Below are 26988 nucleotides of genomic sequence, written 5' to 3'. Positions count from 1 at the left end.
GCCATGCCGGATCAGGCAGCAAAATCCCTCTCTCTCAGACAGCTGGAACTGTTGATTTCCCTGGCGTCGGCCGACAGTATCGCGGGTGCCGGCGCGCGGCTGGGCATGACGCCCTCGGCCACCAGCCACGCCCTGCGCACGCTGGAGGCCACGCTGGGGGCGCCCTTGCTCGACCGCAATGCGCCGGGCGTGCTGCTCACCTATGCCGGGCAGCAGATCCTGCCGCATGTCAGGGACGTGTTCGCGTCCCTGCAGATCGTGCGGGCGACGGCCAGCGCCAGCGCGGGCCTGCGTTCGGGCTTGCTGAATCTCGGTTCGCTGGGCGCGAGTTCCTCCTTGAACATCCTGCCGCAGATGCTGGAAATGTTCAAGGCGCGCTATCCGGGCGTCGACGTCTTCGTCACTGAAAAGCCGGACCCCGAACTGGAGCGCGCGCTGGTCGAGCGCCGCATCGAGATCGGCGTGGTGGCCTTGCCCAAACCGGATTTCGACACGCTGCCGCTGGTCAGCGATGAACTGATGGTGGTGCTTCCTGCCGGCCACCCGCTGGCCGAACGCAAGACGATCGGGGTGAAGGATCTGATCGACTATCCCCTGATCATGACGCGCGCCGGTTCGCAGCCGGTCATTACGCGCATGTTCGAGCGCGCCGGCGCCAAGCCGCATATCGCGCACGACCTCTCGCAGATCATGTCCATCCTGGAGTTCGTCAGGCGCGGGCAGGGCATCTCCGTGCTGGCGTCGCTGGTGCTGCCGCAGGCCTACGACGGGCTGGTCTACCGCAAGATCAGCCCCGCCTCCAAGCGCAGGATCGGTTTGGCCTGCCTTAATGAGCGCAAGCTGTCGCCTGCCGCGCATGCCTTCTGGGCCATGGTCAGGGAGGCCGCGCCCAAGCTGAAGTTTCCGGTCAAGTAGCGCCGCGCGTCGCCCGTCCCGCCCAGGCGCCAAGCGTTCCTTCATGTTGAAAAAAAACTCAATTGAAGGTGAGGATTGCGAATTTTAGACTGCATCGATCGACTCTGATGGAGAAGGCGTATGCAGTCAGTGGAAGCCTCCGCGCTCAAGGGCGTGCGTGTCCTGGACCTCTCGCGCATCCTGGCGGGCCCCAGCGCGACGCAGCTGTTGGGTGACCTGGGCGCGGACGTGGTCAAGGTGGAAAAGCCCGACGAGGGCGATGACACCCGGAAGTGGGGGCCGCCGTACATCAATGGCCAGGACGGCCGCGCGACCGGCGAAAGCGCCTACTACCTGAGCGCCAACCGCAACAAGCGGTCCATCGCGCTGGATATCGCCACCGAGGCCGGCCGGGACGCGCTGCATCAGTTGCTGGCCCATGCCGACGTGCTGGTCGAGAACTACAAGGTCGGCGGCCTGGCCAAGCACGGGCTGGACTATGCGCAGCTCAAGCACAGGTATCCGCGCCTGGTGTGTTGCTCCATCACCGGATTCGGGCAGACGGGTCCGTACGCCAAGCGCGCGGGCTACGACTTCCTGATCCAGGGCATGGGCGGGATCATGAGCCTTACCGGCGAGCCGCAGGGCACGCCCATGAAGGTGGGCGTGGGCATCGCCGACGTCATGACCGGCATGTACGCCGCGGTCGGCATCCTGGCGGCGCTGCGCCACCGCGACCTGACCGGGCAGGGGCAGCACATCGACATCTCGCTGCTGGACAGCCAGATTGCCTGGCTGGTGAATGCCGGAACCAACTATCTGGCAGAGCAGGAGCCGCCCGCGCGGCTAGGCAACGGCCACCCCAACATCGTGCCTTACCAGGTGTTCGACGCCGCCGACGGTCCCATGATTCTTGCCGTGGGCAACGATGCGCAGTTCCGGCGCTTCTGCGAGATTGCCGGCCTGGCCGGGCTGGCGGATGACGAGCGCTACGCCTCCAATGCGGCCCGCGTCGCCCACCGCGCCGAACTTTGCCAACGGGTACAGGACGCGCTGGCCCTGCGCCCCAGGAAAACCTGGCTGGAACAGCTGGAAGCCGTGGGCGTGCCTTGCGGCCCGGTCAACGACCTGCGCGATGTGTTCAATGATCCGCACGTCCAGGCGCGCGGCGCGCATCTGCGCATGCCCTGCGAGTGGGCGCAAGGCGGCGAGCTGAACCTGCTGGCAAACCCGCTGAAGCTGTCCGCCACGCCGGTTTCGTACCGCAGGCCGCCGCCCCGTCTGAACGAGCACGCGCAGCAAATCCTGGGCGATTGGACGGCGGGTGGCTCGCCGGGCTGACGTCACGCACCTTAGACAACACCGTCCCGCACGAGGGCGGACACAAGAGGAGAGAGGCATGGATAGGAGACAGTTGTTGGCGCTGGCCGCATTGGCGCCATTGAGCCGCGCATTTGCGCAGGGCAAGTATCCGTCGCAGAGCATCAGGTTGATTGCGCCCTATGCGCCGGGCGGTACCGTGGACATCCTGTCGCGCCAGCTGGCCGAGCCGATGCGCGCGAGTCTGGCCCAGTCGGTCATCGTGGAAAACCGCGGCGGCGCCGGCGGCACGCTGGGCGCGGACGCCGTGGCCAAGGCCCGCCCCGACGGCTACGCGATCCTGTTCGGGGCGGTGCATCACGCGATCGCCCAGTCGGTGTATCCGAAGCTGGGATACGACATCCGCGAAATGACGGCAGTGGGCTTTCTGGGGCGCGTCAACCATGCGCTGATCGTCAACAAGGATCTGCCGGCGCAGAATGTGCAGGAGCTGGTGGCGCTGCTGAAGGCCAATCCGGACAAGTACAGCTATGCCACGCCGGGCGCGGGCACCATGCAGCACCTGATGGCCGAGTACTTCAAGAACGTCACTGGCACCCAGATGATGCACGTGCCTTACCGCGGCTCGGCGCCGGCGATCGTGGACATCATTGCCGGGAACGTCCACATGATGTTCGAAACCATGCCGTCGGCCATCCAGCACATCAGGGCCGGCAGCGTGCGCGCGATCGCCGTGACCTCGAAGGTGCGTTCGCCCAGCCTGCCCGACGTGCCCACGGCGGCGGAGAGCGGTGCGGCCAATTACGACGCGACCAGCTGGTACGGCATCTATGCGCCGCCGTCCACGCCGGCGGACGTGGTGCGCGTGCTCAACGCGGCGGTCAATGCCGCGTTTGCCGACCCGGTTTTCGTGCAGCGCTGGATAGCGTTGGGCGCGGATGCGGGCGGCGGCACGCCGCAGGAACTGGCCGCGCTCACGCGCAGCGAAGTCGAACGCTGGGCCGAGGTGGCGCGGCGCGCGGATATCAAGGTGGGTTGATGCCGGCGGGCCAAATGGCCCGGCCGGAGTTTTGCACGTAGCAAGGATGAACCATGACTGAACTTTCCCAAGAGCAATTGGCGCTGCAGCAGCGCGCGCGCGAACTGGCGCAGACCGTTTTCAAGCCGACGGCCGCGGCCACCGACCAATCCGAACAGTATCCCTGGGCCAATGTGGGCCAGCTGCGCGAGGCCGGCTTCATGGGCATGACGATCCCGCGCGAGTACGGCGGGCAGGGACTGGGCTATCTCGATACCGTCCTGGTCGTGGAAGAAATGGCCAAGGCTTGCGCCACCATGGGACGCATCACGGTCGAAGCCAATATGGGCGCAATCGGCGCCATCATGCAATACGGCAGCCATGAGCAGAAGACGCTGGCCGCCGGCTGCGTGCTGGCGGGAGACAAGCCCGCCATCTGCATCTCGGAGCCCCAGGCCGGCAGCGCGGCCAGCGAAATGGGCACTCGCGCAGTGCGCATGGGTGACGATTACCTCATCAACGGCGAGAAATACTGGATCACCGGGGGCGGAGTGTCGCGCCTGCACCTGATCTTTGCGCGCGTGTTCGACGAGGGCGTGGACCTGGGCATAGGCGCCTTCATCCACGTGCGCGAGCCGGACGCCGCGGACGATGGCCTGGAGATCGCCAAGCGTTCCTACGCCATGGGCGTGCGGGGCATACCCGAGACCTACATCAAGTTCCGCGACCTCAAAGTGCACAAGTCCATGCTGGTGGTTCCACCGGAGGGCTTGAAGCGCGGCTTTGCCGGCCTGATGCAAGCCTACAACGCCCAGCGCGTGGGCGCGGGCACCGTGGCGCTGGGCATCGCGCAGGGCGCCTTCGAAGAGGCCGTGGACTACGTCAAGCAACGCCAGCAGTTCGGCCGGCCGATAGCGGAGTTCCAGGGCTTGCAGTGGATGGTCGCCGACATGGCGATCCAGCTGAATGCGGCGCGGCACATGCTGCATGCGGCCGCCAGCAGCGGCACGCCGCGGACTTTCGGCTTCCCGGATCTGTCGCTGGCCGCGCAGGCCAAGATCTTCGCGGCCGAAACCGCGCAGCGCGTGACCAATGACGCCTTGCAGTTGCATGGCTCGTCCGGCTACGGCCGCGACCTGCCGATGGAACGTCACGTGCGCGACGCGCGCATGTTCACCATCGCGGGCGGCACGGCGCAGATCCTGCGCACGCAGGTCGCCTCCGCCGTGCTGGGGATGAAGCTGCCGCAGACGCGGGATGGGTATATCCGCGGGAAGTGATGCTTGACGACGAACTCCGCTGCGCGTAGCATCTTTTGAACCGATCGGTATAAAAGGAGCTTGGCGATGGAATTCCAAGGCAAGGTTGCGCTGGTCACCGGGGGTACGCGCGGCATCGGCGCCGCCATCGTCCGAAGGTTCGCTGAACGGGGCGCTGATGTCGCGTTCACTTACGCCAGATCTGATCAGGCCGCGAAAGACTACGCCCAGGAACTTGGTGTAACCGGCGCCAAGGTCCTGGCCATCAAGGCGGACAGCCGCGACCCGGCCGCGGTCCGGGCGGCGGTAGAGCAGACTGCCGGGGAACTGGGCAGGCTGGACATACTCGTCAATAGCGCCGGCGTGTTCCCCTACGGACCCGTCGAGAACGCCACGCTCGAGGAAATCGACGACACCCTGGCGATCCACGCCAGAGCGGTGTTCGTGGCCTCGCAAGCCGCGCTGGCTTACATGGGAACCGGCGGGCGCATCATCTCCATCGGCTCCTGCTTCGCCCAAAGGGTGCCTTACGCGGGCGTGACGCTCTATGCGATGAGCAAGTCCGCGCTTATCGGATTCACCAAGGGCCTGGCGCGCGAGGTCGGCGGCCGCGGCATTACGGTCAATATTGTCGATCCGGGATCGACCGACACCGACATGAACCCTGCCGACGGCCCGACTGTGGCCGCCGAGCTGGAACTCATGGCGGTTAAACGCTACGCCCAACCCGAGGAAATTGCGGCCGCTGTGGGTTATCTTGCGGGGGCCGAGAGCCAATTCATCACCGGCGCATCGCTCGCCATCGATGGAGGCTTCACCGCCTAGGGTTTCGGGAAGGCGAACAGGAATGGGGACTCGGATGGCCTGGGGATTCTTGGTTCTGGCCGGCATGCTTGAAATCGTCTGGGCATTGGCGCTGAAGCAGGCAGACGGATTGACGAGGTTTTGGCCAAGCCTGATCGGCATAAGCGTCGCCATGCTAAGCCTGGTGTTGCTCGCCTTGGCTCTGAAGCATCTGCCGGTGGGCACCGCTTACGCCATCTGGGTGGGCATAGGCGCTTTTGGCGTAGCGGTTTTCGGTACCTTGGTGCTCGGCGAACAGATGTCATCGGCCAAGCTGTTGTTCCTGGGGTTGATAGGTGTTGGTGTGGCGGGGCTGCGGATCATTGAATCGTGAATTCTGGCAATCAAGCAAAATCGGCCTCCGCGCCGAAAATCGGGCGTCCGAAAGCGTTCGACAAAGACCTGGCCTTGCTGGCAGCCATGCGCACCTTCTGGGCGCAAGGTTATGAAGGTACCTCGATCCAGGATCTCGTCAGCGCCACCGGCGTCAACAAGCCCAGCCTTTATGCGACCTTCGGTTGCAAGGAAGAGATCTTCCGGCAGGCGGTCGAGCTTTACGACCGGGTCGAGGGGCGTGCGACGTCGCAGAGCCTCAGCGTAGCCCGGACGGCCCGCGAGGCCGTCGAAACCATGCTGCGATCAAATGCACGGGCCTATGCCGTCGCCGAGGGGCCGCGTGGTTGCATGATCGTGTTGTCTTCGCTGCTGGGCGCGCCCGAGAACGAAAGCGTACGCGCGTTTCTTGCCGCCAATCGAGAGGACGGGGAATCGATGCTGAGGAAACGCCTCTCGCAAGGCATTGCGCAGGGCGACCTCCCGCCGTCCGCCGATGTCCATCAGCTTGCCGCCTTCTACACGACCGTGCTCGAAGGCCTGTCGATCCAGGCCCGCGACGGCGCGGGCGTGAAGAAGCTCAACATGATCATCGATGCCGCGATGCTTGCGTGGCCGGCCGCTTGACGCACGCCGACGCGGCCACGCAGGGTTCATGCTGGCGCTGCCCAGCCTAGGGCTGGGCCACCATCCAGGCGACTATTCGCCGCACGACGGGCAGCAGCAGCAAAAGGCTGGGAAAGGCCACGATCCAGGAGGCCCCCCAGGCGCTGGGCCAGCTGACGACAAAGTCGGGGCCCACACCCACGCTCGCGGCGGTCGCCACCGCTGAAACGATGGCCGACATGAACACCGAAAGAACCAGCGGCATCAGGAAGGGGGCATAGCGCTGGGGGAGTTTTTTCAGGGCGGGTCTTGATGAGCGGTCAGCCATTTCAACACTCCCTGCGGCTGCGCGCCGCTTGTTTCTCGGCCACCAGGTCATTGATGTACTCGCGCAGCGAACGCGGATCCCGGCCCAGCGCTGCCTTCAGCGCAAGACTGTTTCCTCCGAGCCCGCAGGCGCGATAGTGATCGAAAACCCTGGACAACAGAAGCAACTGCTGATCGCCATAAGGCAACTGCGCGCTTTCCGCCCATGCGTCGAAACCGGGCTCCAGCGCCGCGACCGGAAGTCCCAGCGCCTCGCCCAGGGCTGCCACGATGTCCATGCGGCTGTACATGCCGGCGCACAGCTCCAAGGTTGCGTAGGCCAGCGTCTCTTCGGTCAGGGCAATGGCGGCAACTTCCGCCACATCGCGATAGTCCACGCGAGCGATGCCTGTGTCCTTGGGAAAGGGTTCGCCGAAACTGGCATGCTCGCGGATCGATGGCCAGGCCAAGCCGATGTTCTGCATGAAGTTCGCGGGATGCAGAATCGTGTATTCCAGGCCCGACGAGTAAAGCGCATCCTCCACCGGGATCTTGCTGGCGTGATTGGCCAGGCGCACGTTGGTCGGCTGGATGACCGATGAAAAGACGAATTTCCTCACGCCGCTGCGCCTGGCCGCGTCGACCAGGGCGACGCCCATGGGCGCTTCGTCGGCGGTGAACGCGGGGCCGATATGAAAGACGCCGTCCACGCCTTGCGTAGCGGCTGCGAGGCTGTCGACGTCGCGGAGGTCGCCGATGGCGGTCTCGGCCGCTCCCAGTGAGCGGGCCTGGGCGGCGCGTGCTTCGTCGCGCACGAGCGCCCGGACCGTGACCTTGCGCCGCTGCAATTCAGGAACCACCAGGCTGGCGAACTTGCCGCTGGCTCCGACCACCAAAACGATAGGCTGAGTGCCGTTCACAGGGTTTCTCCTTCGTGTGCGTGTGAGTACGAAGGCAGTGTATTTTCTACCGATTGGTGGAACAATACGCGTGGAAATTGAAAATGAATCACGCTATTCGAGATAAATAATGAGCCGCCTCGAAGACCTGGAAGCGTTTATCCACATCGCTGAAACGGGAAGCCTGACGAAAGCCGCGCGCCATCTCGGCCGCTCGCTGCAGGCCGTCAGCCGTTCTCTTGCCGCGCTGGAAGAAGACGTCGGCGTGCAACTTGTCCATCGCACCACGCGGCATTGCTCTCTCAGCGAAGCCGGCGAGGCGTTCTTCCGGCGGGTCAAACCGGCGATGGAGGAAATAGGCGAGGCCCGGCTGGAGGTCGCAGACCGCCGGGCCGCGCCGTCGGGCATATTGCGTGTCGGCGCCCCGGTGCTGTTCGGCCCGGACTTCCTGGTTCCGATCATCGCGCAGTACATGCGCGCATACCCGCAGATCGAAGTCGATCTGCAACTGACGGATTCCTTTGTTGACCTTGCCGCGGAAGGCCTCGATCTGGTCGTGCGCATCGCAGACCTGCCGGATTCGGGTTTGCAAGGAAGACGATTGGGAGCCTTGCGCAGAGTCGTATTCGGCGCGCCTTCGTATTTCGAAGAGCGTGGCCGTCCCGCGCATCCTTCGGAACTGCGGCAGCACGACTGCATTGTCAGGACCATCGATCAACGCTCGGGGCAATGGGCCTTCGAGATAGATGGCAAGCGGCGCAGCGTCGGGGTTCGTGGTCCGTTCCGGACCAACACGATGGCGGCGATCTATTCCGCGGTCGGCGCCGGGCTCGGCATCGGTTATTCGCCGCTATGGCAGATCAGGCACCTGCTGGATGCGGGGCAGGTGGAAGTCATACTCGAAGCGTTCGAGTCCAAGCCTGTGCCCATACACGTGCTTTGGCAGGAGCACAGGCTTCCACCCGCCAAGGTACGGGCTTTTATTGATTATCTTGCGGCGGGGCTGAAGCTCGATCGGTTCTAGCTGGCACGCTAGACTGATACGTCCGGAGCAGGCCAACGCCGCCCGTATCACTCTCGGCCCAGGAGGATCATCATGCCGGCATTTCAGATCAAGCACTTGGACCATGTCGTGCTCAGGGTTCAGGACCTGACGCGTAGCGTGGACTTCTATACGAAAGTACTAGGCTGCCAGATCAAGAAGAAGAACGACGAGTACGCAATGATCCATCTGAGCGCCGGTGGCTCCATGATCGATCTGGTCGATGTACAAGGGCCTTTGGGCGCCGCGGGCGGGGAAGCGCCAGGGAAAGACCGGCACAACCTGGACCACTTCTGCCTGCGGGTCGATCCGTTCGATGAAACGGCCATCCTGGACCATCTGCGGGCTTTCGGCATTACGGCGGACAAGGCCGTGTTGCGGTATGGCGCGGAAGGCGAAGGACTTTCGATCTATTGCTTCGATCCGGACGGCAACCAGATCGAACTGAAGGGGCCTGCGATCTAGAGCAGGCGCAAGTCGCATCTTCGTATTTAGTCACGCACCGGCAGCAGATATCTCAGGGCCTGCATAAAGCCGCGCGGCGCCACGGTGAGATGGTCCTCGTCATTCAGGACGACGGACTTCAGTTTCAAGCCTGGATATTTCCGGCTTTGCAGCGCCGCCTCCAGCGCCCGGTTGTCGGCGACCATGTCCACCGTCTGGTTGTAGCGCCGGTCGCCTTTGCGCAGGGCTTCGTAGGCGCCGACGTAAAGATAGACATTCGCCGTCAGGTCCCGATGCTGCTGGGCATAGCGCGCTTCGAGCTTCATGGCATGCCGTTTGTCGTACCAGAGGGACGGGCTGCCGAGGACATAGCCGTTGAACATGCCGGGCTCGGTGAACAGGATCTGTGTCCCCAGCAGCGCCCCATAGGAGTGGCCGAGAAAAAGGGCTCTGGCCGGGTCGGTCCGGTAGCGGGCGGTGATGTAAGGCTTTACCTGATCGCGCAGATACGCTTGATAGGCGCGCGCCTGGCCATGGACCGCATTGGCCGGCGCGGTGCTTGGGCCGTTCGGTGTAGGCGTGTAGTCGCGCTGGCGGCTGACTCCGCCATCCTCGCCTTTGCCATATGACAGGCCGACAAGAATGAATTCCTCGATCCGCGGTCCTTCCACGTTCAGGCGGCGCGCCAACTGCCGGATGATAGGGAAGGCGTAGTCGGCGTCGGTCACATACAGCACGGGGTAGCGCCGCTGCGGCTGCTTGGCATAGGACGGCGGCAACGCGACATAGACCTGGTAGCCCCGGCCCGACACCGGATCGGGCACGTCCCATACTTCGCTGTCGGCGATTTCGTATGGGCGGCCCTCGCCAGCTTGTATCTTTGGCGTCGATTGGGGCTGGGCTTGCGCCCGACTGCCAGGCACGCTGACGCTGACGAGGAGGGCAATCAACAGGGCATTCAGAAGGCATCGTTGCATGTGAGGAAGCGGTGTCAACCAGCGAATTCTTGAGCGCATGAGGTGGGCGGAATCGTAGTCTGACCCCTATGCTCAAGAGGGGACTGAAATTTTGAACGAGCCCATTGTCTGGTTTTTCTTCACACAATGACCTGGTTGCTTGCCAACGTCTTGTGATGGGTGATGCCGGGCGGGAAAATTTCAGATATTCAGAGAAAAACTCTGGAAAATAATATCAGACTACTTATTCTCCCCAATTGGACTCTAAATCCCTTAGTCCAAATGGTCGAAAGATTAATCGGTGCGAGCAGGTGGCTGGTTCAAGGCCATAGGTCACCATTGTTTCGCTCTAGACGGAATGTGTCGCCATCTACTCCATGAAGAGCGGAAACAGGGCCAGGCCCGCGCGTCGATGGTGTAGGCTCAGTTCCATCCCCTTTCGATCCTCCGCCAACTGTGCAGCATTTGCACTGATATCCGCCGCCGCCGCCTCCGCCCCATTTACCAGGTCCACCTGCGAGTCCGGGATTTCCTGGTGCTCCGCCCTTTTGCGCCACTCCGAAATAGCCGGTCTTTGCCAGATCCGGTTTCGGTCCTATAAACCAAACATCTCCTGCATTGCCACCGGCAGCGGCGGCACCACCCCGTCCGCCAATTCCGCCATTACCGCCACGGCCACCGTCGCCAGGGCCTGCGACGCATTCGTAGCAATGATTAATGGGAAAAGTTACATTCCGGCATTGCGAAGACGTGCCGCTGCCGCCATGGCCGCCATCTTGTCCCGGTCCGCCATTCCCTCCGTTACCTCCTTTGGGGCCATCGGCGATAATCCGAATGTGGACTCCCCCAGCCGGAGGGTCTTGCGTCGCTACGTCGATATTCTGAAAAAAGAAGAATATTTTTGGTGTATGAACAGTGAGTCCATCGCCGCCCCAGACACCTTCGGCGCCGCTGCCTCCCTCTTGGCCGCTTCCATCTGCCCCGTCGCGCGCGCGACTTGGATATGGATCTCGATTTGCACCATTAACATACTTCTCTAGCGAGCTATCGAGAGCGCGCAATATGATTGCCTTGTCATTGATCGTTGGTGCGTTTTCTATGCTCAAGTTTTTTACTGCAATTGCAATCCAGGGTACTGAGAAATTCGTAAGAACCATTCTTCCTTTTGCATTGATTGTTAACCAATCATACTTAAGAATTTGATTCGAAAAGGATTTCGAAGATTCGTCTATGCTCTCTCCAAATTTGGTTAACGGGGCGGCTTTGACTGCGTTGATTACTTCGATGGGAACCGCAACCTGCATTGCAGTGAGCGGTTTATGAGATTCGCCGGCGTTTAAGATTCCTTCAACCAAAATTTCATTTTCGTCGTTCATTTTTAACTCCATTTTTTTGATGGCTTTTTGATGGGAATTATTTTGCTACGAAATTATTGATTTTGAATTTGTCTCTTAAAACTTAATGATATCGAAAGCTCCTCCTTTGGCTTCATCGCGCGCTGTATGGCGTGGCTGAAAAATATTTCGGCTGCGCATTATGTCGAACTGGACGCAGTTACAAAGCATTCGCCTGATAATTTTTCTTAAGTTTGGTGGGATCTTAAATCGACCTTCGTGAGGAGATTTACCCAATATTGGGTACGCCATTCGATGATGATCTCGCCATAAGCTGAATTGCAGCGCCGGGACCGCGGGCTCTCATGCGAGAGTCCTAATCTGCACTGCCAAAAAGAAAAACGATAAGCCAGGATGATTTATCCATGCATCGCCAGGCCCTTGCTTGTCTGAGCAAAAGCGGCTTGTCGATGGCACGCAGGCGCGCTATTTTTGGAAGGGCTACCACCCGAGCTTTGAGCAGAGGCTATTTACCGATTTCGGCTGCGCGGATCTGCAATCCGTTCTGACCGATAAGCGTGATGCGTCCTTCGCGGTGACACTTGCTGCGAGCAAGCTCACGCCGTAAACACGCTGCGGCAACGGCGCTCGCACCGCTAGGAGCAAGATCATGTCCACAAGCCTGCGCGCAATCCGTTCAGATATCACGAAGCTCCAGGTGGACGCCATCGTCAACGCCGCAAACTCCTCGTTGCTGGGTGGGGGCGGCGTCGATGGCGCCATCCATCGCGCGGCGGGTCCGGATCTTCTGCATGAATGTCGCTTGCTGGGCGGCTGCAAGACGGGGGATGCGAAGGTGACCAAGGCCTATCGCCTATCCGCGCAGTACATCATCCATACTGTGGGCCCGGTATGGCGGGGCGGCGATAGCGGGGAACCGACGCTGCTGGCCAGCTGCTATCGCCGGTGCATGGAACTGGCGCAAGAAAGGGCGGTCAAGTCGATTGCGTTCCCCAGCATCAGCACGGGGATATACGGGTATCCCATCGAATTGGCGGCGGAGGTGGCCGTCGCAAGCGTCCGTACAAGCCTGGTTGAGGATTCCTCCATGCTGGAGGTGATCTTCTGCTGTTTTTCGGCGGAAGACCTGCTTCAGTACGAAAGCATCTTGAACCGGCCGCTTGCATGATTCGATGCAGGGGCGCGGCCAGCGGAGCGCGACTTACAGCCGCTGTCCGCCCGTCGCATCGATACGCTGCCCCGTGATCCAGCGCCCCTCATGCGACGCCAGAAAGGCGACGATGTCCGCAATATCCTCGGGCTGTCCCACGCGTCCCAACGCAACCGTCTTGGCGATGACCTTGCTCTGCTCGGGATCGCGGGCGCGCGCATTGAGGTCCGTGGCCGTGGCGCCGGGCAGCACCGCATTGATGGTGATGCCGCGCGCGCCGAGTTCGCTCGCCAGCAGCAGGGTCAGCGCTTCCAGCCCGGCCTTGGCGGGCGCGTAGACGCTCATTTCCGGATAGGCGGCGCGGGTGCCCATGGAGGACACGTTGACGATGCGGCCATGGTCGCGCAGGAAGGGCAGGGTCTGCTGGATCAGGAAGAACGGGGTCTTCAGGTTGACTTGCAGCACCCGGTCGAACGCGTCCGGCGTGACTTCCGGCAGGCGCGCACGCAGGCCCACGCCGGCGTTGTTGACCAGGATGTCCAGGCCGTCGTCGGCGTAGCGTTCCTTGAGCGAGGCGCGCAAGTCCCGCGCCAACACTGCTGCGGCGTCCGCTTGCGCCAGGTCGGCCTGCAAAACCCAGGCTTGGCCGCCTGCCGCCTCGATCTGGCGCACGACGTCGTCGGCGGCATCGCCTGCGCTGTGGTAGTGCACGGCGACGCGCGCGCCGCGCCGGCCCAGGGCCAGCGCGATGGCGCGGCCGATGCCGCGGCTGGCGCCGGTGACGAGCGCAGTCTTGCCGGCGAGGCTGTCGGGGAATTCAGTCTGGCTCATGCCGCCTCCGTTTCGGCTTGGGTCCACGCATGTTGCGCTTCCAGTTGGCGCGCGGCAAGCAGCAGCGCGTTGCGGTCGACCTTGTTGGTGCCGGCCCAGGGCAGTTCATCCACGAAGCGGATGCGGCGCGGGTGCTGGTAGGCCGGGCCGTGCGCGAGCGCGTGGCGCTTGAGCGCGTCGGCGTGCAGTCGGCTGCCGTCGCGGCGCACGACGAAGGCGACGGGGATATGGCCGCGTTCCTCGTCGGCCAGCGGCACCACGCAGCTCTGGCGCACGTCGGGGTGGGATTCCAGCAGCTTCTCGACCTCGACGGGATAGATGTTTTCGCCGGAGCAGACGAACATGTCGTCGGCGCGGCCCACGAAGTAATAGAAGCCGTCGGCGTCGCGCCGCAGCACGTCGCCGCTGTGGTACCAGCCGTCCTTGAGCACCTGGGCGCTCTTTTCCGGGAGGTTGTGATAGCCCGCGAGCACGGCGGGGTTCTTCATCAGCAGCACGCCCTGGTCCGGGCCAGGGCCATCCGCGAGCCGCACCTGCGCGGGATCCAGCGGGTAGCCCAGCGCCAGCGCGGGCGTGGGCAGGCCATCGGGATGCGGGCCGAACACCGCCGGGCCGGCCTCGGTAGTGCCGTAGCCGTGGGTCACGCGCACGCCGGGCAGGGCGCGCTGGATGCGTTCCAGCAACGCCACGGTCATGGGGGCCGAGCCCAGCATGACCCGGGTCAGCGCCGACAGGTCGCGTCCTTGCAGCAGCGCCGGATCCTTGACCAGCCGGGCGAACATGGTGGGCACGGCGGTCAGGACGGAGATGCGGTAACGCTCCAGCGCGTCGGCGTAAGCGGCGACGTCGAACGAAGGCTGGATCACCAGCAGGCTGTTGCTGGCGAAGGCGCGCTTGGCCATGAACAGCCCGTTCATGTGGAAGAGCGGTTGGGCCAGCAGATAGCGTTCCTGCGTGCCTGCACGGGGGACGACGGCGGCCGAGGTGGCGGCCAGCGCCCACAACTGGCCGCGGTGCGTGAGCGGCACGCCCTTGGGCTTGCCGGTGGAGCCCGAGGTGTACAGCATCTGCGCGATGTCGTCGGCCTGCGGGGTGACGAAGCCGAAGTCCGTGGGCGCGATCTGCGCGGCAAAGCCCTGCGGACCGGCGTCGTCGAAGTCCAGCACTGGAACCTTGGCCTCGAAGGCGGCGCGGCGCGGACCATCCACCAGCGCAAGCGCGATGTCGGCATCGCGCAGCACGTAGTCGATGTTCTCTTGCGACTGCTTGATGTTGATGGGCACCGCCACATGGCCCGCCCGCATGATGCCGAAGTAGGCGATCAGGTACTCGGCCCGGTTCAGCGCGGCGATGGCGATGCGGCTGCCCGGCGGCAGGCTGCGCGCGGACAGCCAGGCGGCCACGCCGCCCGCCAGCAGGCGGACCTGGACGTGGGTGTAATGCCGCGGCGCGTCGGGCAGGCGCAGGTCGATGATGGCGGGCAGATCGGAAGACAGTTCCGGCTCGGCCAGATGGCCCAGGTTGAGTAGCGAATGCGTCATGGAGTTTTCCGAAGAGAATGCGGCTCAGCGTTTTTGCAGCTTGGGATTGAGCGCGTCGTTCAGGCCGTCGCCGACCAGGTTCAGCGAGAGCACGGCAAGCATGATGGCCACGCCCGGCACGGCGCAGATGTACCAGGAGGAACGGATCAGGCTGCGGCCTTCGCCGACCAGCCGGCCCCAGCTGGCGATGTTGGGGTCGCCCAGGCCCAGGAAGGACACCACCGATTCGTAGAGGATGGCGCCGGCCACCACCAGCGAGGACATGACGATGACGGGCGGCAGGGCGTTGGGCAGGATTTCGGCGGCGACGATGCGCAGCGGGCTCATGCCCAGCGCCCGGCAGGCCTGCACGAATTCGCGTTCCTTGAAGGACAGGAACTCGGCCCGGGTCAGGCGCGCGATGGGCGGCCAGGACACCAGCCCCACGGCCAGCGTGATGTGCTCGATGCGCGGCCCCAGGATGGACACCACCGTCAGCACGAACACGACGTTGGGAATGATCTGGAACAGTTCGGCCACGCGCATCAGGCCTTCGTCCACCCAGCCGCCGGCCCAGGCGGCGGCCGCGCCCACGCTCACGCCGATCAGCGTGGCGGTGGCCGCGGCCACCAGGCCGATCAGCAAGGTGGCGCGCGCGCCATGGGCGATCATGGCGGCGATGTCGCGGCCCATGGAATCAGTGCCCAGCGGATGGCGCCAGGACTCGAACGGCCAGATCTCGGGAGCGCCGACGATGCGCAGCGGGTCGGTCGGATACAGCCAGCTGGCGCCCACCGCCAGGAAGGCGACCAGGGCCAGCAGCGTGGCGCCCGCGACGGCGCCCCGGTTGCGCGCAAAGCGCGCGGCGAACGAGGCGCGGCGGTGGGAGGATGCCGTGGGAAGGGCGAGGGTAGGGGATGCGGACATGTCAGGCAGCCTTGATGCGCGGGTCCAGCCGCGTGTAGATCAGGTCGACGGCGATGTTGGCGATGATCACCACGAAGGAGCTGAGCACCAGGATGCCCAGGACGACGGGATAGTTGCGGCTCATGACGCTGTCGAACAGCACGGCGCCGATGCCGGGCCAGCTGAACACGGCCTCGACCACGATGCTGCCGCCCAGCACCGCGCCCAACTGCAGGCCCAGCAGCGTGACGATGGGCAGGAAGGCGTTGCGCAACACATGGCGCAGCACCACGGCGCTGCGCGTCAGGCCCTTGGCATATGCGGTGCGCACGAAGTCCATGCGGCTGACTTCCAGCATCGAGGCGCGCATCACGCGGGCATAGGCGGCGGAATAGAACAGCCCCAGGGCCAGCGCCGGCAGCGCCAGGTGATGCAGCACGTCCAGCGCCTGGCGCCAGGCGCCGCCGGACAGGCCGATGGTGACCATGCCGCCGACCGGAAACCAGCCCAGCTTCACCGAGAACAGCACGATCAGCATGATGCCCAGCCAAAAGCTGGGCGCCGCGAAGCACAGCACCGCGAACACCGACACGGCGCTGTCCCACCAGGTGTTGACCTTGACGGCCGACACGATGCCCGCCGCCATGCCCACCAGCACCGCGATGGCCAGGCTTGCGCCCATGAGCAGCAGCGTGGCCGGCAGGTGCGCCAGGATCACGTCCAGCACCGGCAGGTTGTGGCGGTAGGAGTAGCCCAGGTCGCCGCGCGCCACCGAGCCTATGTACTTCAGCAGCTGCACCGCGGGCGGCTGGTCCATGCCGTAGGTCACGCGCAGGCGCTCGATGAGCGCCGGATCGGTGACCTGCTGCTCGGCCGTCATCACGTCCAGGAAGGTGCCGGGCACGGATTGGATGAGCGCGAAGTTCAGCACCACCACGCCCAGCAGCAGCGGCACGGCCTGGGCCAGCCGGCGCAAGATCAGTCGGATCGGCATGCGCGCGCCTCAGGCCTGCAGCCAGACGTCGGCCAGGCTTTCGCCCTGGACGTTGGCGCCGGTGGTGAAGTTGCGCACGTTCTTGCCCGCCAGGGTGAACGACTGGATCTCCACCAGCGGCACGTGGGGCACGTCGGTCGATGCCAGGCGGGCGAACTGGTGCGCCAGCGCCCGCCGCGCGTCCGGGGAGGTTTCCTGGGTCAGCTTGGCGACCAGCGCGTCCATCTCCGGGTTGGAGTAGCCGGTAGCATTGCGGAAGGCGGCGCCCTTGACGATGCCGTCGGTGGTGTAGAACTGGGTGACCGTGGGCACCAGTTCCAGCGGCGAGGTGAAGTTGGAGACGGCGATGTCGTAGTCGTAGTCGCCATAGATGCGCTTGAGCGCCGTGGCCCGGTCCACGGAATCCAGCTTGACCTCGATGCCCACGTCCTGCAGCGCCTGCTTCAGGTACTGACCTAGCTTGGCGTTCTCCTCGAACCAGGCGGCGGCCACCAGGTTCACGGTGAAGCGCTTGCCGTCCTTGACCGGCAGGCCGGCGGCGTCCAGCAGCGCGGCGGCCTTCTTCGGGTCGAACGGGTAGCGCGGCACGTCCTCGGTGTAGAACAGCGGGTTGCTGCTGAAGACCGGCGCGATGGCGGGCTTGCCGCGGCCGTAGTAGATGGTGTCGACGATGAACTGGCGGTCGATGGCGTGCAGGATGGCCTGGCGCACCTCGCGGCGGTTGACGATGTCGCGGCGCTGGTTGAATTCGGCGGTCACGGTCCAGGCCGAGTTCTGGTAGCCGCGCGTGTCCACCACCACCTTGCCGGTCTTGAGCAAGCGGTCGATGTCGCGGGCGGGCACCGGGTTGGAGTAGGCCAGGCCTAGCTCGCCGGTCTCCAGCGCCGCGCCGCGGGTGGCGGGGTCGCCCCACCAGCGGATGATGAGGCGGTCCAGGTTGGGCTGGCCGGCATTCCAGTAGCTGTCGTTGCGCAGGTATTCGACGTGGCTGCCGCGCACCCACTTGCCGTACTTCCAGGGGCCGGTGCCGACCGGCGTGTTGTTCAGCGGGTTGGTGATGATGTCGCGGCCGTCGTACAGGTGCTTGGGCACCAGCAGCTGGAACTGGCCGGCCAGGGTGGACTTCAGGAAGAACTCCGGCACCGGCGCGTCGAAGTTCAGCACCACGGTCAGCGGATCGGTCGCGGTGGCGCCGGTCAGCGACTTCAGCGCGATGCCGGCGGAGACCGGCTTCCAGTGCTGCAGCACGTTGTAGACCACGTCGGCGGACGTGAACGGCGCGCCGTCGTGCCAGGTGACGCCCTCGCGCAGTTTGATGGTGTAGCTGCGGAAGTCCGCGGCCGGCGTCACGGACAGGGCCAGCGCGGGTTGGAACTTCAGGTCGGCGTCCAGCTTGAGCAGGCGTTCCAGGATCTTGGTCGCGGTCTGGAACGGGCTGGACCCGCCGCCGCCGGGCACGAACAGGGCCTGGGGCTCCAGGCCGCCCCAGCTTGCGACCAGGGTGCCGCCCTTGCGGGCGGGGCCGGCGTCGGCGCCGGGTTGGGAGGCCGCGGCCAGCAGCGCCTGAGGCGCAATGCCCAGGCCGGCGGCCAGGCCGCCCGCGGCGGTACGGGTTAGGAAAGTGCGCCGTCCGGGGCGCTGCGCAGTGGTCATGATGGTGTCCTTGAAGATGAGCGTTCGCTCAGCCCTGGTTGAGCGTGGCGTAGGTGGCGCGGCCGATGGCTACCAGCGCGCCCTGGTCGTTGTAGAGATCCACGTCGGCCACGCCCACGCTGCGGCCGTTGCGGCGCACGCGGGCCACGGCGGTCAGCGCGGTGTTGACAGCCGGACGCAGGTAGTCGACACGGAAGTTGATGGTCGGCAGGCCCCGGCCCAACAGCATGCCCACGGCGAAATCGCCCACCGTGTCGATCACGGCGGCCAGCGGTCCGCCATGCCATTGGCCGCTGGCCGCGCCGCGCTCGAACTCCGGGCGCATGGGGGCCAGCACGGTCAGTTCGCCCTGGTCATGGTTCACGTCGCGCACCGACAGGCCGAGCCAGGCGATGAACGGCGAATCGTCGAACCTGGCCTGGATGGCCGCGGCGTCGAGGGTGGCGGCAGGCGTCAGCGCCTTCGGATTCGCGCTCATGCCGACACCAGAACTTTGCCGACGATCTTGCGATCTTCCAGCGAGGCCAGAGCCTGCGCGCCTTGTTCCAGCGGCCATTTGCGGTCCACGTGAACGCGCAGCCGGCCGTCGCGCACCAGCGCCAGCAGCTCGTGCAGGTCCTCGCGTTCCCAGCCGTTGGAGCCGCGGATCTGCAGCTCGAAGGTCCAGATGTAGCGCAGGTCTTCCTTGGGGTCGAAGCCCGCGGTGGCGCCGCAGGTCAGCAGGCGGCCGCCCAGGCGCAGGCAGCGCAGGGATTTGACCCAGGTGTCCCCGCCCGTGAAGTTGACCACCACGTCCACGCCGCCAGACTTGCCGCTGCGGCGGCGCGACGGCTTGCCGAAACGCTCCTGGACCGCCTTGAGGAAGTCTTCCTCGGTGTAGAGGATGACGTGGTCGGCGCCCAGGGCGCGCAGCGCCTCGGCTTTTTCGGGGCTGCCGGCGCAGGCGATGACTTCGGCGCCAGCCAGCTTGGCCAATTGCACGGCGCACACGCCCACGCCGCCGCTGGCGCCCAGGATCAGCACTTTTTCGCCGGGCTGCACCTGGCCGATGCGGTTCATCATGCGCAGGGCGGTGCCGTAGGCCACGGGCAGGGCCGCCGCCTGGTCGAAGCTGACCTCGTCGGGCAGGCGCAGCAGCTGGTGCGCGGGCACGCGGCACAGCTCGGCCAGGCCGCCGTGGATGGTCTCGCCCACCAGGCCGCCATCGACCCGGTCTATCGGGTCGACCAGCACGCGGTCGCCCGCCTTCCAGTCGCGCACATTGGCGCCGGTCTGCACCACCACGCCGGCCACGTCCAGGCCGATGATGACGGGAAAGGGCAGCTTGATGCCGGGCATGCCGCGGCGGGTGAACACGTCGTGGTAGTTCAGGGACGAGGCCCCGACGCGGATGACCACGTCATCGGGACCGGCGACGGGATCGGGGAATTCGGTTTCCAGGCGCAGCTTGTCGCTGCCGCCGTGTTCACGCAAAACAATGGCTTTCATGGGTGTCTTGAAGTATGGGTAAAGGAAAAAGTCACCACGCGGCGAGGCCGGCTATCGCCTGGCGCGTGATCTGCAGGCCATGGGCCACGACGTTGCGGCGCCAGACGCTGGACACGGGTACGAAGGCATCGACCAGGTCCGCGCGCAGCTGCGCATCGCGCGCGGCGTCGGGGGCGGCCGGGGCCTGGAAGCGCAGCCATTGGTCCAGCCTCAGGGCCGGACGCATCTGCAGCCCGCGAGTGCCGAATTCGACGACCGCGCCGGCCAGCGGGCGCGCGCCCAAGGCCTGCTGCACGCCGCGGAACACCAGCCCCTGGTAGTCGGGGCGAGCCAGGCCGTGCGGCCGCTGTCCCAGCACGCGGTCCTCGCCCCACCAGGCCGCGGCCTGCGCCTGCTCGGCGCTGCCGTCGGGGTTGAAGCAGAGGAAGAAGGGTTCGCCGTATTCGCCGATGCCGGTGTGCCAGTCGATGAAGGCCACGCGCTCGCTTGCGCCCAGGTGCTCGTCGACGATGCGGCGCAGCGTGCGGTTGGACCATTCGGGGCCATTGCCGCCGTAGACCAGGCCGTCCGGATGCGTGTACTGGCCGCTGGCCGTGACGTTGAACAGCGCGTCCGCGCCATGCTCCTGGCGGAAGCGCTCCAGCGCCTCGGCGCCGGCGTCCAGCGCGGCTTCGGTCCAATGCCGTGGAATCAGGTGGGGATGCAGGCTGGCGTAGTGCGGATTGGCCGGCGCGGGCCGGGTGTGGTCGATGAAATTTCGGTTCAGGTCCACGTTGTTTTCGGTGGTGCGCGTGTCATGCGCATAGCCGTAGGGATTCAGCGCATGCACCAGCACCACGTTGACGTCGTCCGGTAAGGGCTGGCCGCCGTCCGCCTGCAGCCACGCGAGCTGCACCGCCGAGCCGGCCGCCCCTTCGAGGCCATGGGTGCCGCTGATGGCCAGATGCGTGCGGGCGGCGCCGGGGCGGCCCAGCACCGCCATGTCCACCGTCAACGGCCGGCCCTGCGGGTCGCGCGCCGTGGGATGTTCGTGACGCGAGAGCGCAGCACCGCGCGCGGCGGCAGCAGCCACGAAGGCCTCGCGCGCCGCCGCGTAGTCGGTGGAAAAGCAGGTCCAGTAGTCGGGCAGGGGCTGGCCCATCATGCCTCCTGCACGAAGACTTGCAGCGCGCCCGCCGCGTGCTCGGGCGCCACCGCCAGTTCGCCCTGTGCGTTGGCGCGGTAGGGGACGTTGTTGGCGTCGAACCACGCGCGCGTCTGCCCGATATCGCGCACGCCGATGACCGAGCCCGCAAACCAGCCGCCCTGGCTGCTGGCGGGCAAGCCCGCAGGCACGCGCACATGAGGGAAGCGCTGCTCGAAGGCCGCGGGCGCAAGGAAGTCGATGCGCAGGCTGCCTCGCCGCACTTGCAGGCCCTGGTCGGGAAGTTCGCTGATCGCGATCGGGCCGAGCACGCGTTCATACGCGGCGCGCAGGGCGCGCGGTTCGGGATGCACGGCGATCAGGAACTCGATGCGGCGGGCGCCGTTGGCGTGTTCCTGCCATTCGGGGCGGTAGACCAGATGGCGTGTCAGGTGGCCGCAGGTGAAAAAGTCCGGCACCGCGAACAGGCCCGCGGGAAACTGGGTGTTGTTCCAGGCCGCGTCCTCGTTGCCTTCGGGTAGGTGCACCGGGCGGCCGCCGCGTTGCGGCGCTTCGGCCTCTATGCCCAGGCGGGCAAGCTCGGCGTGCACGGCACTGCTGTCGGTGGTCTGCAGCGCGACCGAGACCGGGCCTTCATAGGCGTCGTCAAATCCCGCAAAGCGCGACTGCTCGCGCAGTTCCGGCGGAAAGGCCAGCAGTTCCAGGTAGTTGGCATCCAGGATCAACGTCTGGTTGCGCGTGCCGCGATGGTGCCGGCCCTGCGGCGCCAGGGCGAAGCCCAGCTTCTGGTATTGCTCGGTTGCGGCCTGCAGGTCGCGCACCCGGATGATGTAGTGGTCCAGTCCGGTGACTGAGGGTAGGGACATCGGATTTCCTGATTGCGCTTGAGTGAAAGGGCAGTCTGGCCGATGCAGGGCCCTGCTAGAACGATTGAATTCGCATGTGGATATCTGTTTTCTGATGACAAAGCGCAGGCGGAGATAGAATGCGCACTTCCACATGCGTCATGACATACAGGACCACCGTGCCCGTTTCCCGCCCACCCGCGTCACGTTGCCGCGCAACGCGCGCCAGCATTGCGCTGACGCTCGCGTTGCTGATTGCCGGCGGCGCACAGGCGCAGGGCGCGGCGCCCGCGCCGGGCAAGGTCAGCGAGGCCATGGGCGATTTCCGGATAGAGGGATACGAAGGTTCGCGGCTGCGCCAGATCAAGTACCGCGGCAAGACGTATCGGCCGCTGAACGCGTACGAGTTCATCCGCGTGCAGGCGTTGGGGCCGAAGATGGGCGGCCAGCCGGTGCTGCTGGCCGTGTCGAACGATTTCATGGGCGTGGGTACGATATTGATCGCGGTACAGAACGACACGCCGCTGGCGCGGGTGCTGAGCCCCACCATCGACATACGCGATCCCGACCTGGGGCTGCCGCAGCCCGGGCGGCAGGACCTGCTGCTGTTCACGGCGGGCTCTCGCGCGCTGGTAACGTCGACCGGACAGGTGCTGTGGTTCGAACACCTGCTGCCCAAGGAGTATCAGCCGTCCGGAGTCAGGTTGGTGTCGGTAGCGCCCGACAACCGCAGCGGCGCCTTGCTGCTGGACAACGAGATCCGCCTGAGCACGCAGGACGACGGCGTCTATGCGCGCGTGCCGTTCACGAGGGCGATGCAGGGCAAGGCCTTCAAAACCCTATGGGACGAGAGCTATGCGACGGCGGGCAAGGCGCTGGACGAGGGCAAGCGCATCGATCAGCGGCGTCTGTACGACAACCTGAAAGCGGAATGGATCAACCGCAATTTCAGCTGGCACGAGACCAGGCAAGGCTGGCAGCTGCGAGGGCAGGGGCTGGATTCATCGCCCGTCCTGGCCCAGGAACGCGGAGAACTCCGATGACGGCGCGCGCCATGTTCCGGCTCGCTGCGAGGCGGGCCTCGCGCTGGGCGGCGCCCGCGCTGCTGGCAGGGTTGCTGGCGGGGTGCGCGACGCAGGCCGATGTTTTTGAAAAGCACTTGCGCAGCGAAGATGCGAATCCGGCGGACGCCGCGCTGACGCTGGACGTCACTTTCGCGCGCGCGCCCGACTACAACCCCAAATCGGATGTCTACGGCGCCGCGCAGCGCGTCGAGTATTCGGGCTATCCCAGTATTGACGTGCCCTTCTACAAGAAGGGCCTGGGTTTCGAGCTGGGCGTGCTGGGAGATCCGCGAGCGCTGCTGGCATTGCCCTATCCGTCGCCCAAGACGGATGCCTCGTCGGCCCGCCTGAAGATCTTCGGCCAGCGCGTGGATGCCAGGCACTATCGTTTTCTGGTCCTGCCTCGGCCGGGATGGCGCAGCCTGGACAGCTTCCAGGTATCGTTTTCTCTTAAGGGCCGGCGCGAAGGCATGACGTTCGCCTACAGCACCCAGACCGTATGCGACAGCAGCTTCGAGGTGACAACGCCCACCTACGGCTTCGGCATGTCGGTGTCGGCGAGCTTCCCTGGCGGCAAGCCGGGCTGCCTGAAAGCATGCGACGCGCGGCCGGGCTACCCGGGCCATTGCGCTTTCTTCTCCGGTTTTGAGACTGTGTCCGGCCTGTAGCGCTGGTTTTCTGCCGGGCATCCGCACTTTTCGAATGCGCGGCGATGGCCGTGCCTCAGCGCCGGATGCGGTTGTCTCGGCCGGTTTCAGGCGGTATCGGCCGTCCGCATATTGATATCTGAAAGTCTTCTTTGTCGTGGACTGCGCGGACACGCAGCATGGAGGTCCGTTCAAAGCACATCCATCGACAACGACATGGCAACTCGCAAGACTCCGGGCGGCGCCCGCATCGCAATCACCCTGGCGCTGGCTTTGGCCGCCGGCGCGGCGCAGGCCGACGCCACGCTGGACAAGGTCAAGGAACGCGGCACCATCACCATAGGCGTGCTGGCCAATGGCGGGGTGTTCGGTTCGCTGGATCCCGCCACGCAGCAACTGGTGGGCTGGAACCCGGAGCTGGCGCGCGAGCTGGCCAAGGGCCTGGGCGTAAAGGCGGAACTGGTGCAGGTGCAGACGGCAACGCGCACGCAGTTCCTGATCTCCGGCAAGGTCGACCTGCTGATCGCGTCCATGGAACTGAATCCCGAACGCGCCGAGATCCTGGGCTATGCGCCCACGCCGTTCTTCCGCGTGGGCGGCACGGCCGCCACCCTGAAGACCAGCGGCATCGCCAAGTGGGAAGACCTGCGCGGCAAGCCGGTGTGCGTATCGCAGGGCAGCAGCTTCGCGCGGCCGCTGTCGGCCGACTATGGCGCGGTGGTCAAGGGGTTCAAGAGCTCGTCGGATTCGCTGCTGGCGTTGCGCGGCGGCCAGTGTGTCGCGGCGGTGCACGATTCGACCTTGATCCAGCCGCTGCTGCGCAGCAACCCGGAGTGGAAGGACTACCACGCGCCCATCGCCACCGAGGTGCTGCCGGCCAATTCGGTGGTCTGGGCCCGCAAGGGCGAGGCCGACACCATCGCCGCCGTCGACAAGGTGGTGCAGGACTGGCACCGCACGGGCTGGCTGATCGCCACGGAAACGCGCCTGGGCATCGCGCCGCCGCAACCACTGCTGCAGGAACTGCACGCGAAGTACAAGCAGGGAAGCTGAGGCGGGCCGGGGCATGTTCGAATCGGCACTGCAAGCCTGGGTCGGCTTCTTCAAGCCGCTGGGCCTGAACTACAGCTTTGTGCTGGACGCGGGCGAGCTGTCCGCGTTCGGCCGCGGGCTGCTGGTCACGCTGCAGCTGTGCGCGTGGACCATACCAGCAAGCCTGTTGTTCGGCGTCCTGGTCGCGGCGGGCCTGACCAGCGGCCGCGCCTGGCTGGCCCGGCCGCTGCAGGCGTTTGTGGAAGTCACGCGCAACACGCCCACGCTGGTGCAGCTGTATTGCGCCTTCCTGGTGCTGAACATGCTGATCACGCAAAAGCTGGGCGGCGGCAGTCCGATAGCGCCGTTCGCCTGGGTGGTGATCGTGGTGGCCCTGCACAAGGGCGTGTTCCATGCCGAGGCCCTGCGCGCGGGTATCGAAGCGGTGCCCGCGGTGACGATGGAGGCGGCGCGCTCGCTGGCGTTTTCGCGGCGCCAGATACTGACCCAGGTGCAATTGCCGCTGGCGCTGCGCTTTGCCTTGCCAGCGCTGGTCAACAACCTGGTGGACCTGGTGAAGATGACCGCCATCGCCTCGGCGATCGCGGTGGGCGACGTGACCTATGAATCCATCATGATCTGGTCGTACCGCGACAACGTGCTGGAGCTGTTGCTGCTGATCCTGCTGTACTTCGGCCTGCTGACCTGGTTGGTCGGCCTGGGCGGGAGATGGCTGGAAGAACGTTTGAGGATGCCTGGCTATGGCCAATGACCTGGTCCTGGGCGCGCAGGCCGCAGGGCGGCGGCTGCCGTCGGCCTTGCGCGATCCCTGGCTCGCGGTGCTGCTGGCGCTGGCGGCGCTGAACCTGGCGTGGGCGGCTACCGGCTCGGCGCCCGCCGCCGTGCAGGCGCTGTGGCATTGGTCGCCCGCCTTGCTGCGCGGCTTGGCGATGAACATCCAGATCAGCGTGCTGGCCATGGCGCTGGGCACGCTGGCCGGGCTGGTGGTGGGCGCGCTGTCGCTGTCGCCGTCGCTGCTGCTGCGCCGCCTGACGCGCGCCTACGTGCTGCTGTTCCGCAATGCGCCCATCCTGGTGCTGGTGTACTTCACCACCTATGTATTTCCCTTCGAGCTGAGGCTGGGGGGATGGAACCTGCCGTTTCCGGACTGGATCAAGGTCGTCATCGGGCTGGGCCTGCCGGCCAGCGCCAACGTGGCGGAGATCTTCCGGGGCGCGATCCAGTCCATACCCAGCGCGCAATGGGAGGCCGCGCAATCGCTGGCGTTCCGGCGCGCGCAGATATTCCGCATGATCGTGTTGCCGCAGTGCCTGCGGCGGATGCTGCCGTCGTGGATGAACCTGTACGCCAGCATCACCATGAGCACCTCGCTGGCCTCGCTGGTGGGCGTGCACGATCTGGTCGACGCAGCCACGGTGGCCAGCAATACCGTGTCGCGCACCGACTTCACCATATTGGTCTACTTCGCGCTATTGGCGCTTTTCTTCGCCTATTGCTACCCCATCGCGCGCTGGACGCGGTATCTGGAAAAACGCCATGAGCATCATTGAATTCGAGGCGCGCGCGGCCGTCGTCAAGGACGGGGCTACGCAGCCGCTGGTCAGTCTGCGGGATGTGCATCTGGCTTTCGGCCAGGCGGAGGTGCTCAAGGGCATCGACGTCGAGATCCAGCAGGGGCAGGCGGTGTCGATCATCGGGCCCTCGGGGTCGGGCAAGTCCACCATCCTGCGCTGCATTGCCGGGCTGCTGCGCCCGCAGCGCGGCCGCATCCAGGTCGGCGGCGTGCGCGTCGACGCCTTGAAGACGGAGGCCGAGCTGATCGGCCTGCGCAAGCGCGTGGGCTTCGTGTTCCAGCAGTACAACCTGTTCCCGCACCTGAGTGTGCTGGAGAACCTGACGATCTCCCCCATCAAGGTGGGCGGCGTGCCGCGGGCGCAGGCCGAGGCGCGGGCGCGCGAGCTGTTGGCACAGGTGCGGATGGAGCACAAGCAGGACGCCTATCCCGGCGAGCTGTCCGGCGGCCAGCAGCAGCGCGTGGCGATCGCGCGTGCGTTGGCCTTGCAGCCGGAGCTGATCCTGTTCGATGAAGTGACTTCCGCGCTGGATCCGGAGATGGTCGGAGAAGTACTGACGGTGATCCGCGAACTGGTGGAGGACGGCCTGACCTGCGTGCTGGTGACCCACGAAATGCGTTTTGCCGAAGAGGTCAGCGACGTCGTGTATTTCACCGAGGCCGGCCGCATTGTCGAATCGGGGCCGCCGGCGCGCCTGTTCGGAGCGCCGGCCAGCGAGCGCACGCGCGCCTTCCTGCAACGCGCGGTCGGCGCGGCGCCGCTGCGAGAGCGCGTGCCTGATCCCATGGAGAGCTACCTGAATTTCGACCCGCTGCGCTTGGCGGTGTGAACCTTGATGGAGTTG

At 65.5% G+C, this 26988-nt stretch carries 30 protein-coding genes; 17 read left to right on the top strand and 13 right to left on the bottom strand.

The features are described from left to right. The first annotated feature begins 3 nt into the window (after positions 1-3). From BRO63_RS13960 to BRO63_RS13930, 7 genes are all read left to right on the top strand, one after another. The gene (locus BRO63_RS13960; protein ID WP_088140435.1) at positions 4-915 is read left to right on the top strand and encodes a LysR family transcriptional regulator; all 912 of its coding nucleotides are present in this window, start codon (positions 4-6) and stop codon (positions 913-915) included. A gap of 120 nt (positions 916-1035) precedes the next feature. Continuing rightward, positions 1036-2235 carry a CaiB/BaiF CoA transferase family protein gene (locus BRO63_RS13955; protein WP_088140374.1) on the top strand — a complete coding sequence of 400 codons (1200 nt, stop codon included), beginning with the start codon at positions 1036-1038 and terminating at the stop codon, positions 2233-2235. 58 nt (positions 2236-2293) lie between these two features. Beyond that, a complete protein-coding gene (locus BRO63_RS13950) occupies positions 2294-3253 on the top strand; it encodes a Bug family tripartite tricarboxylate transporter substrate binding protein (RefSeq protein WP_088140373.1) in 960 nt (319 codons plus the stop codon). 53 nt (positions 3254-3306) lie between these two features. Next, complete coding sequence (gene acdA, locus BRO63_RS13945) at positions 3307-4512, top strand: 3-sulfinopropanoyl-CoA desulfinase (protein WP_088140372.1); 1206 nt, start codon at positions 3307-3309, stop codon at positions 4510-4512. A gap of 66 nt (positions 4513-4578) precedes the next feature. Further along, positions 4579-5316 carry a 3-oxoacyl-ACP reductase family protein gene (locus tag BRO63_RS13940; protein ID WP_088140371.1) on the top strand — a complete coding sequence of 246 codons (738 nt, stop codon included), beginning with the start codon at positions 4579-4581 and terminating at the stop codon, positions 5314-5316. Between the two features lie 34 nt (positions 5317-5350). Beyond that, a complete protein-coding gene (locus tag BRO63_RS13935; RefSeq protein WP_179215096.1) occupies positions 5351-5668 on the top strand; it encodes a DMT family transporter in 318 nt (105 codons plus the stop codon). Then, positions 5665-6294: a TetR/AcrR family transcriptional regulator gene (locus BRO63_RS13930; RefSeq protein WP_143219474.1), complete on the top strand. Its 630-nt coding sequence runs from the start codon at positions 5665-5667 to the stop codon at positions 6292-6294. The genes BRO63_RS13935 and BRO63_RS13930 overlap by 4 nt, the downstream gene beginning before the upstream one ends. A gap of 46 nt (positions 6295-6340) precedes the next feature. Here the strand turns inward: BRO63_RS13930 and BRO63_RS13925 are convergent, their stop codons facing one another. Both BRO63_RS13925 and BRO63_RS13920 read right to left on the bottom strand, forming a co-directional pair. After that, positions 6341-6601, bottom strand: a complete 261-nt coding sequence (locus tag BRO63_RS13925; protein WP_088140369.1) for a DUF2798 domain-containing protein — start codon at positions 6599-6601, stop codon at positions 6341-6343. Position 6602: 1 nt separating this feature from the next. Then, positions 6603-7499, bottom strand: a complete 897-nt coding sequence (locus tag BRO63_RS13920; RefSeq protein WP_088140368.1) for an NmrA/HSCARG family protein — start codon at positions 7497-7499, stop codon at positions 6603-6605. A 109-nt stretch (positions 7500-7608) separates the two neighbouring features. On the opposite strand from BRO63_RS13920, the gene BRO63_RS13915 reads away from it, so the two are divergent. After that, positions 7609-8502 (top strand): LysR family transcriptional regulator, encoded by an 894-nt coding sequence (locus BRO63_RS13915; RefSeq protein WP_088140367.1) that lies wholly within the window; start codon positions 7609-7611, stop codon positions 8500-8502. 72 nt (positions 8503-8574) lie between these two features. Next, positions 8575-8985, top strand: a complete 411-nt coding sequence (locus BRO63_RS13910; protein WP_088140366.1) for a VOC family protein — start codon at positions 8575-8577, stop codon at positions 8983-8985. Positions 8986-9011: 26 nt separating this feature from the next. Here the strand turns inward: BRO63_RS13910 and BRO63_RS13905 are convergent, their stop codons facing one another. Next, positions 9012-9914: an alpha/beta hydrolase gene (locus BRO63_RS13905; protein WP_256943303.1), complete on the bottom strand. Its 903-nt coding sequence runs from the start codon at positions 9912-9914 to the stop codon at positions 9012-9014. Positions 9915-10240: 326 nt separating this feature from the next. Continuing rightward, entirely contained in the window at positions 10241-11296 is a 1056-nt protein-coding gene (locus BRO63_RS34195; RefSeq protein ID WP_179215095.1) for a hypothetical protein, read from the bottom strand. A gap of 403 nt (positions 11297-11699) precedes the next feature. Between BRO63_RS34195 and BRO63_RS13895 the strand changes: the two genes are divergently transcribed. Together BRO63_RS13895 and BRO63_RS13890 are read left to right on the top strand one after the other, a co-directional pair. Continuing rightward, the gene (locus tag BRO63_RS13895; protein ID WP_088140364.1) at positions 11700-11882 is read left to right on the top strand and encodes a hypothetical protein; all 183 of its coding nucleotides are present in this window, start codon (positions 11700-11702) and stop codon (positions 11880-11882) included. Positions 11883-11924: 42 nt separating this feature from the next. Then, positions 11925-12443: an O-acetyl-ADP-ribose deacetylase gene (locus BRO63_RS13890; RefSeq protein WP_088140363.1), complete on the top strand. Its 519-nt coding sequence runs from the start codon at positions 11925-11927 to the stop codon at positions 12441-12443. 33 nt (positions 12444-12476) lie between these two features. Here BRO63_RS13890 and BRO63_RS13885 read toward each other — a convergent pair whose 3' ends face one another. The 9 genes from BRO63_RS13885 to BRO63_RS13845 are packed head-to-tail and all read right to left on the bottom strand — an operon-like array spanning position 12477 to position 21827. Continuing rightward, entirely contained in the window at positions 12477-13256 is a 780-nt protein-coding gene (locus BRO63_RS13885; RefSeq protein WP_088140362.1) for an SDR family oxidoreductase, read from the bottom strand. Continuing rightward, complete coding sequence (locus tag BRO63_RS13880) at positions 13253-14797, bottom strand: class I adenylate-forming enzyme family protein (RefSeq protein ID WP_088140361.1); 1545 nt, start codon at positions 14795-14797, stop codon at positions 13253-13255. Before BRO63_RS13880 ends, BRO63_RS13885 begins: the two co-directional genes overlap by 4 nt. A gap of 24 nt (positions 14798-14821) precedes the next feature. Then, positions 14822-15703 carry an ABC transporter permease gene (locus tag BRO63_RS13875; RefSeq protein WP_088140360.1) on the bottom strand — a complete coding sequence of 294 codons (882 nt, stop codon included), beginning with the start codon at positions 15701-15703 and terminating at the stop codon, positions 14822-14824. A 1-nt stretch (position 15704) separates the two neighbouring features. Continuing rightward, entirely contained in the window at positions 15705-16676 is a 972-nt protein-coding gene (locus BRO63_RS13870) for an ABC transporter permease (protein WP_088140359.1), read from the bottom strand. Between the two features lie 9 nt (positions 16677-16685). After that, entirely contained in the window at positions 16686-18329 is a 1644-nt protein-coding gene (locus tag BRO63_RS13865) for an ABC transporter substrate-binding protein (RefSeq protein ID WP_088140358.1), read from the bottom strand. Positions 18330-18357: 28 nt separating this feature from the next. Then, positions 18358-18807 carry a PaaI family thioesterase gene (locus BRO63_RS13860; RefSeq protein ID WP_088140357.1) on the bottom strand — a complete coding sequence of 150 codons (450 nt, stop codon included), beginning with the start codon at positions 18805-18807 and terminating at the stop codon, positions 18358-18360. Then, positions 18804-19817: a quinone oxidoreductase family protein gene (locus BRO63_RS13855; protein ID WP_088140356.1), complete on the bottom strand. Its 1014-nt coding sequence runs from the start codon at positions 19815-19817 to the stop codon at positions 18804-18806. Before BRO63_RS13855 ends, BRO63_RS13860 begins: the two co-directional genes overlap by 4 nt. 31 nt (positions 19818-19848) lie before the next feature. After that, positions 19849-20958: a DUF2817 domain-containing protein gene (locus BRO63_RS13850; protein WP_088140355.1), complete on the bottom strand. Its 1110-nt coding sequence runs from the start codon at positions 20956-20958 to the stop codon at positions 19849-19851. After that, positions 20958-21827, bottom strand: coding sequence for a VOC family protein (locus BRO63_RS13845; RefSeq protein ID WP_088140354.1), 870 nt, complete (start codon positions 21825-21827; stop codon positions 20958-20960). The genes BRO63_RS13850 and BRO63_RS13845 overlap by 1 nt, the downstream gene beginning before the upstream one ends. A 119-nt stretch (positions 21828-21946) precedes the next feature. Between BRO63_RS13845 and BRO63_RS13840 the strand changes: the two genes are divergently transcribed. The 6 genes from BRO63_RS13840 to BRO63_RS13815 all read left to right on the top strand — a co-directional run bounded on the left by BRO63_RS13840 (position 21947) and on the right by BRO63_RS13815 (position 26973). Next, complete coding sequence (locus tag BRO63_RS13840; RefSeq protein ID WP_088140353.1) at positions 21947-22849, top strand: hypothetical protein; 903 nt, start codon at positions 21947-21949, stop codon at positions 22847-22849. After that, entirely contained in the window at positions 22846-23538 is a 693-nt protein-coding gene (locus BRO63_RS13835; protein WP_088140352.1) for a hypothetical protein, read from the top strand. The genes BRO63_RS13840 and BRO63_RS13835 overlap by 4 nt, the downstream gene beginning before the upstream one ends. Before the next feature lie 195 nt (positions 23539-23733). Next, entirely contained in the window at positions 23734-24570 is an 837-nt protein-coding gene (locus tag BRO63_RS13830) for a transporter substrate-binding domain-containing protein (RefSeq protein WP_088140351.1), read from the top strand. Between the two features lie 13 nt (positions 24571-24583). Then, positions 24584-25321, top strand: a complete 738-nt coding sequence (locus tag BRO63_RS13825; RefSeq protein WP_088140350.1) for an amino acid ABC transporter permease — start codon at positions 24584-24586, stop codon at positions 25319-25321. Beyond that, entirely contained in the window at positions 25311-26120 is an 810-nt protein-coding gene (locus BRO63_RS13820; RefSeq protein WP_088140349.1) for an amino acid ABC transporter permease, read from the top strand. Before BRO63_RS13825 ends, BRO63_RS13820 begins: the two co-directional genes overlap by 11 nt. Beyond that, the gene (locus tag BRO63_RS13815; protein ID WP_088140348.1) at positions 26107-26973 is read left to right on the top strand and encodes an amino acid ABC transporter ATP-binding protein; all 867 of its coding nucleotides are present in this window, start codon (positions 26107-26109) and stop codon (positions 26971-26973) included. Before BRO63_RS13820 ends, BRO63_RS13815 begins: the two co-directional genes overlap by 14 nt. Positions 26974-26988 lie beyond the last annotated feature (15 nt).

This window comes from Achromobacter xylosoxidans, from assembly GCF_002192695.1.
GTDB lineage: Bacteria > Pseudomonadota > Gammaproteobacteria > Burkholderiales > Burkholderiaceae_B > Achromobacter > Achromobacter xylosoxidans_C.
The sequence above is the reverse complement of the archived record's forward strand: the minus strand, read 5'-3'. Positions and strand labels throughout refer to the sequence as shown.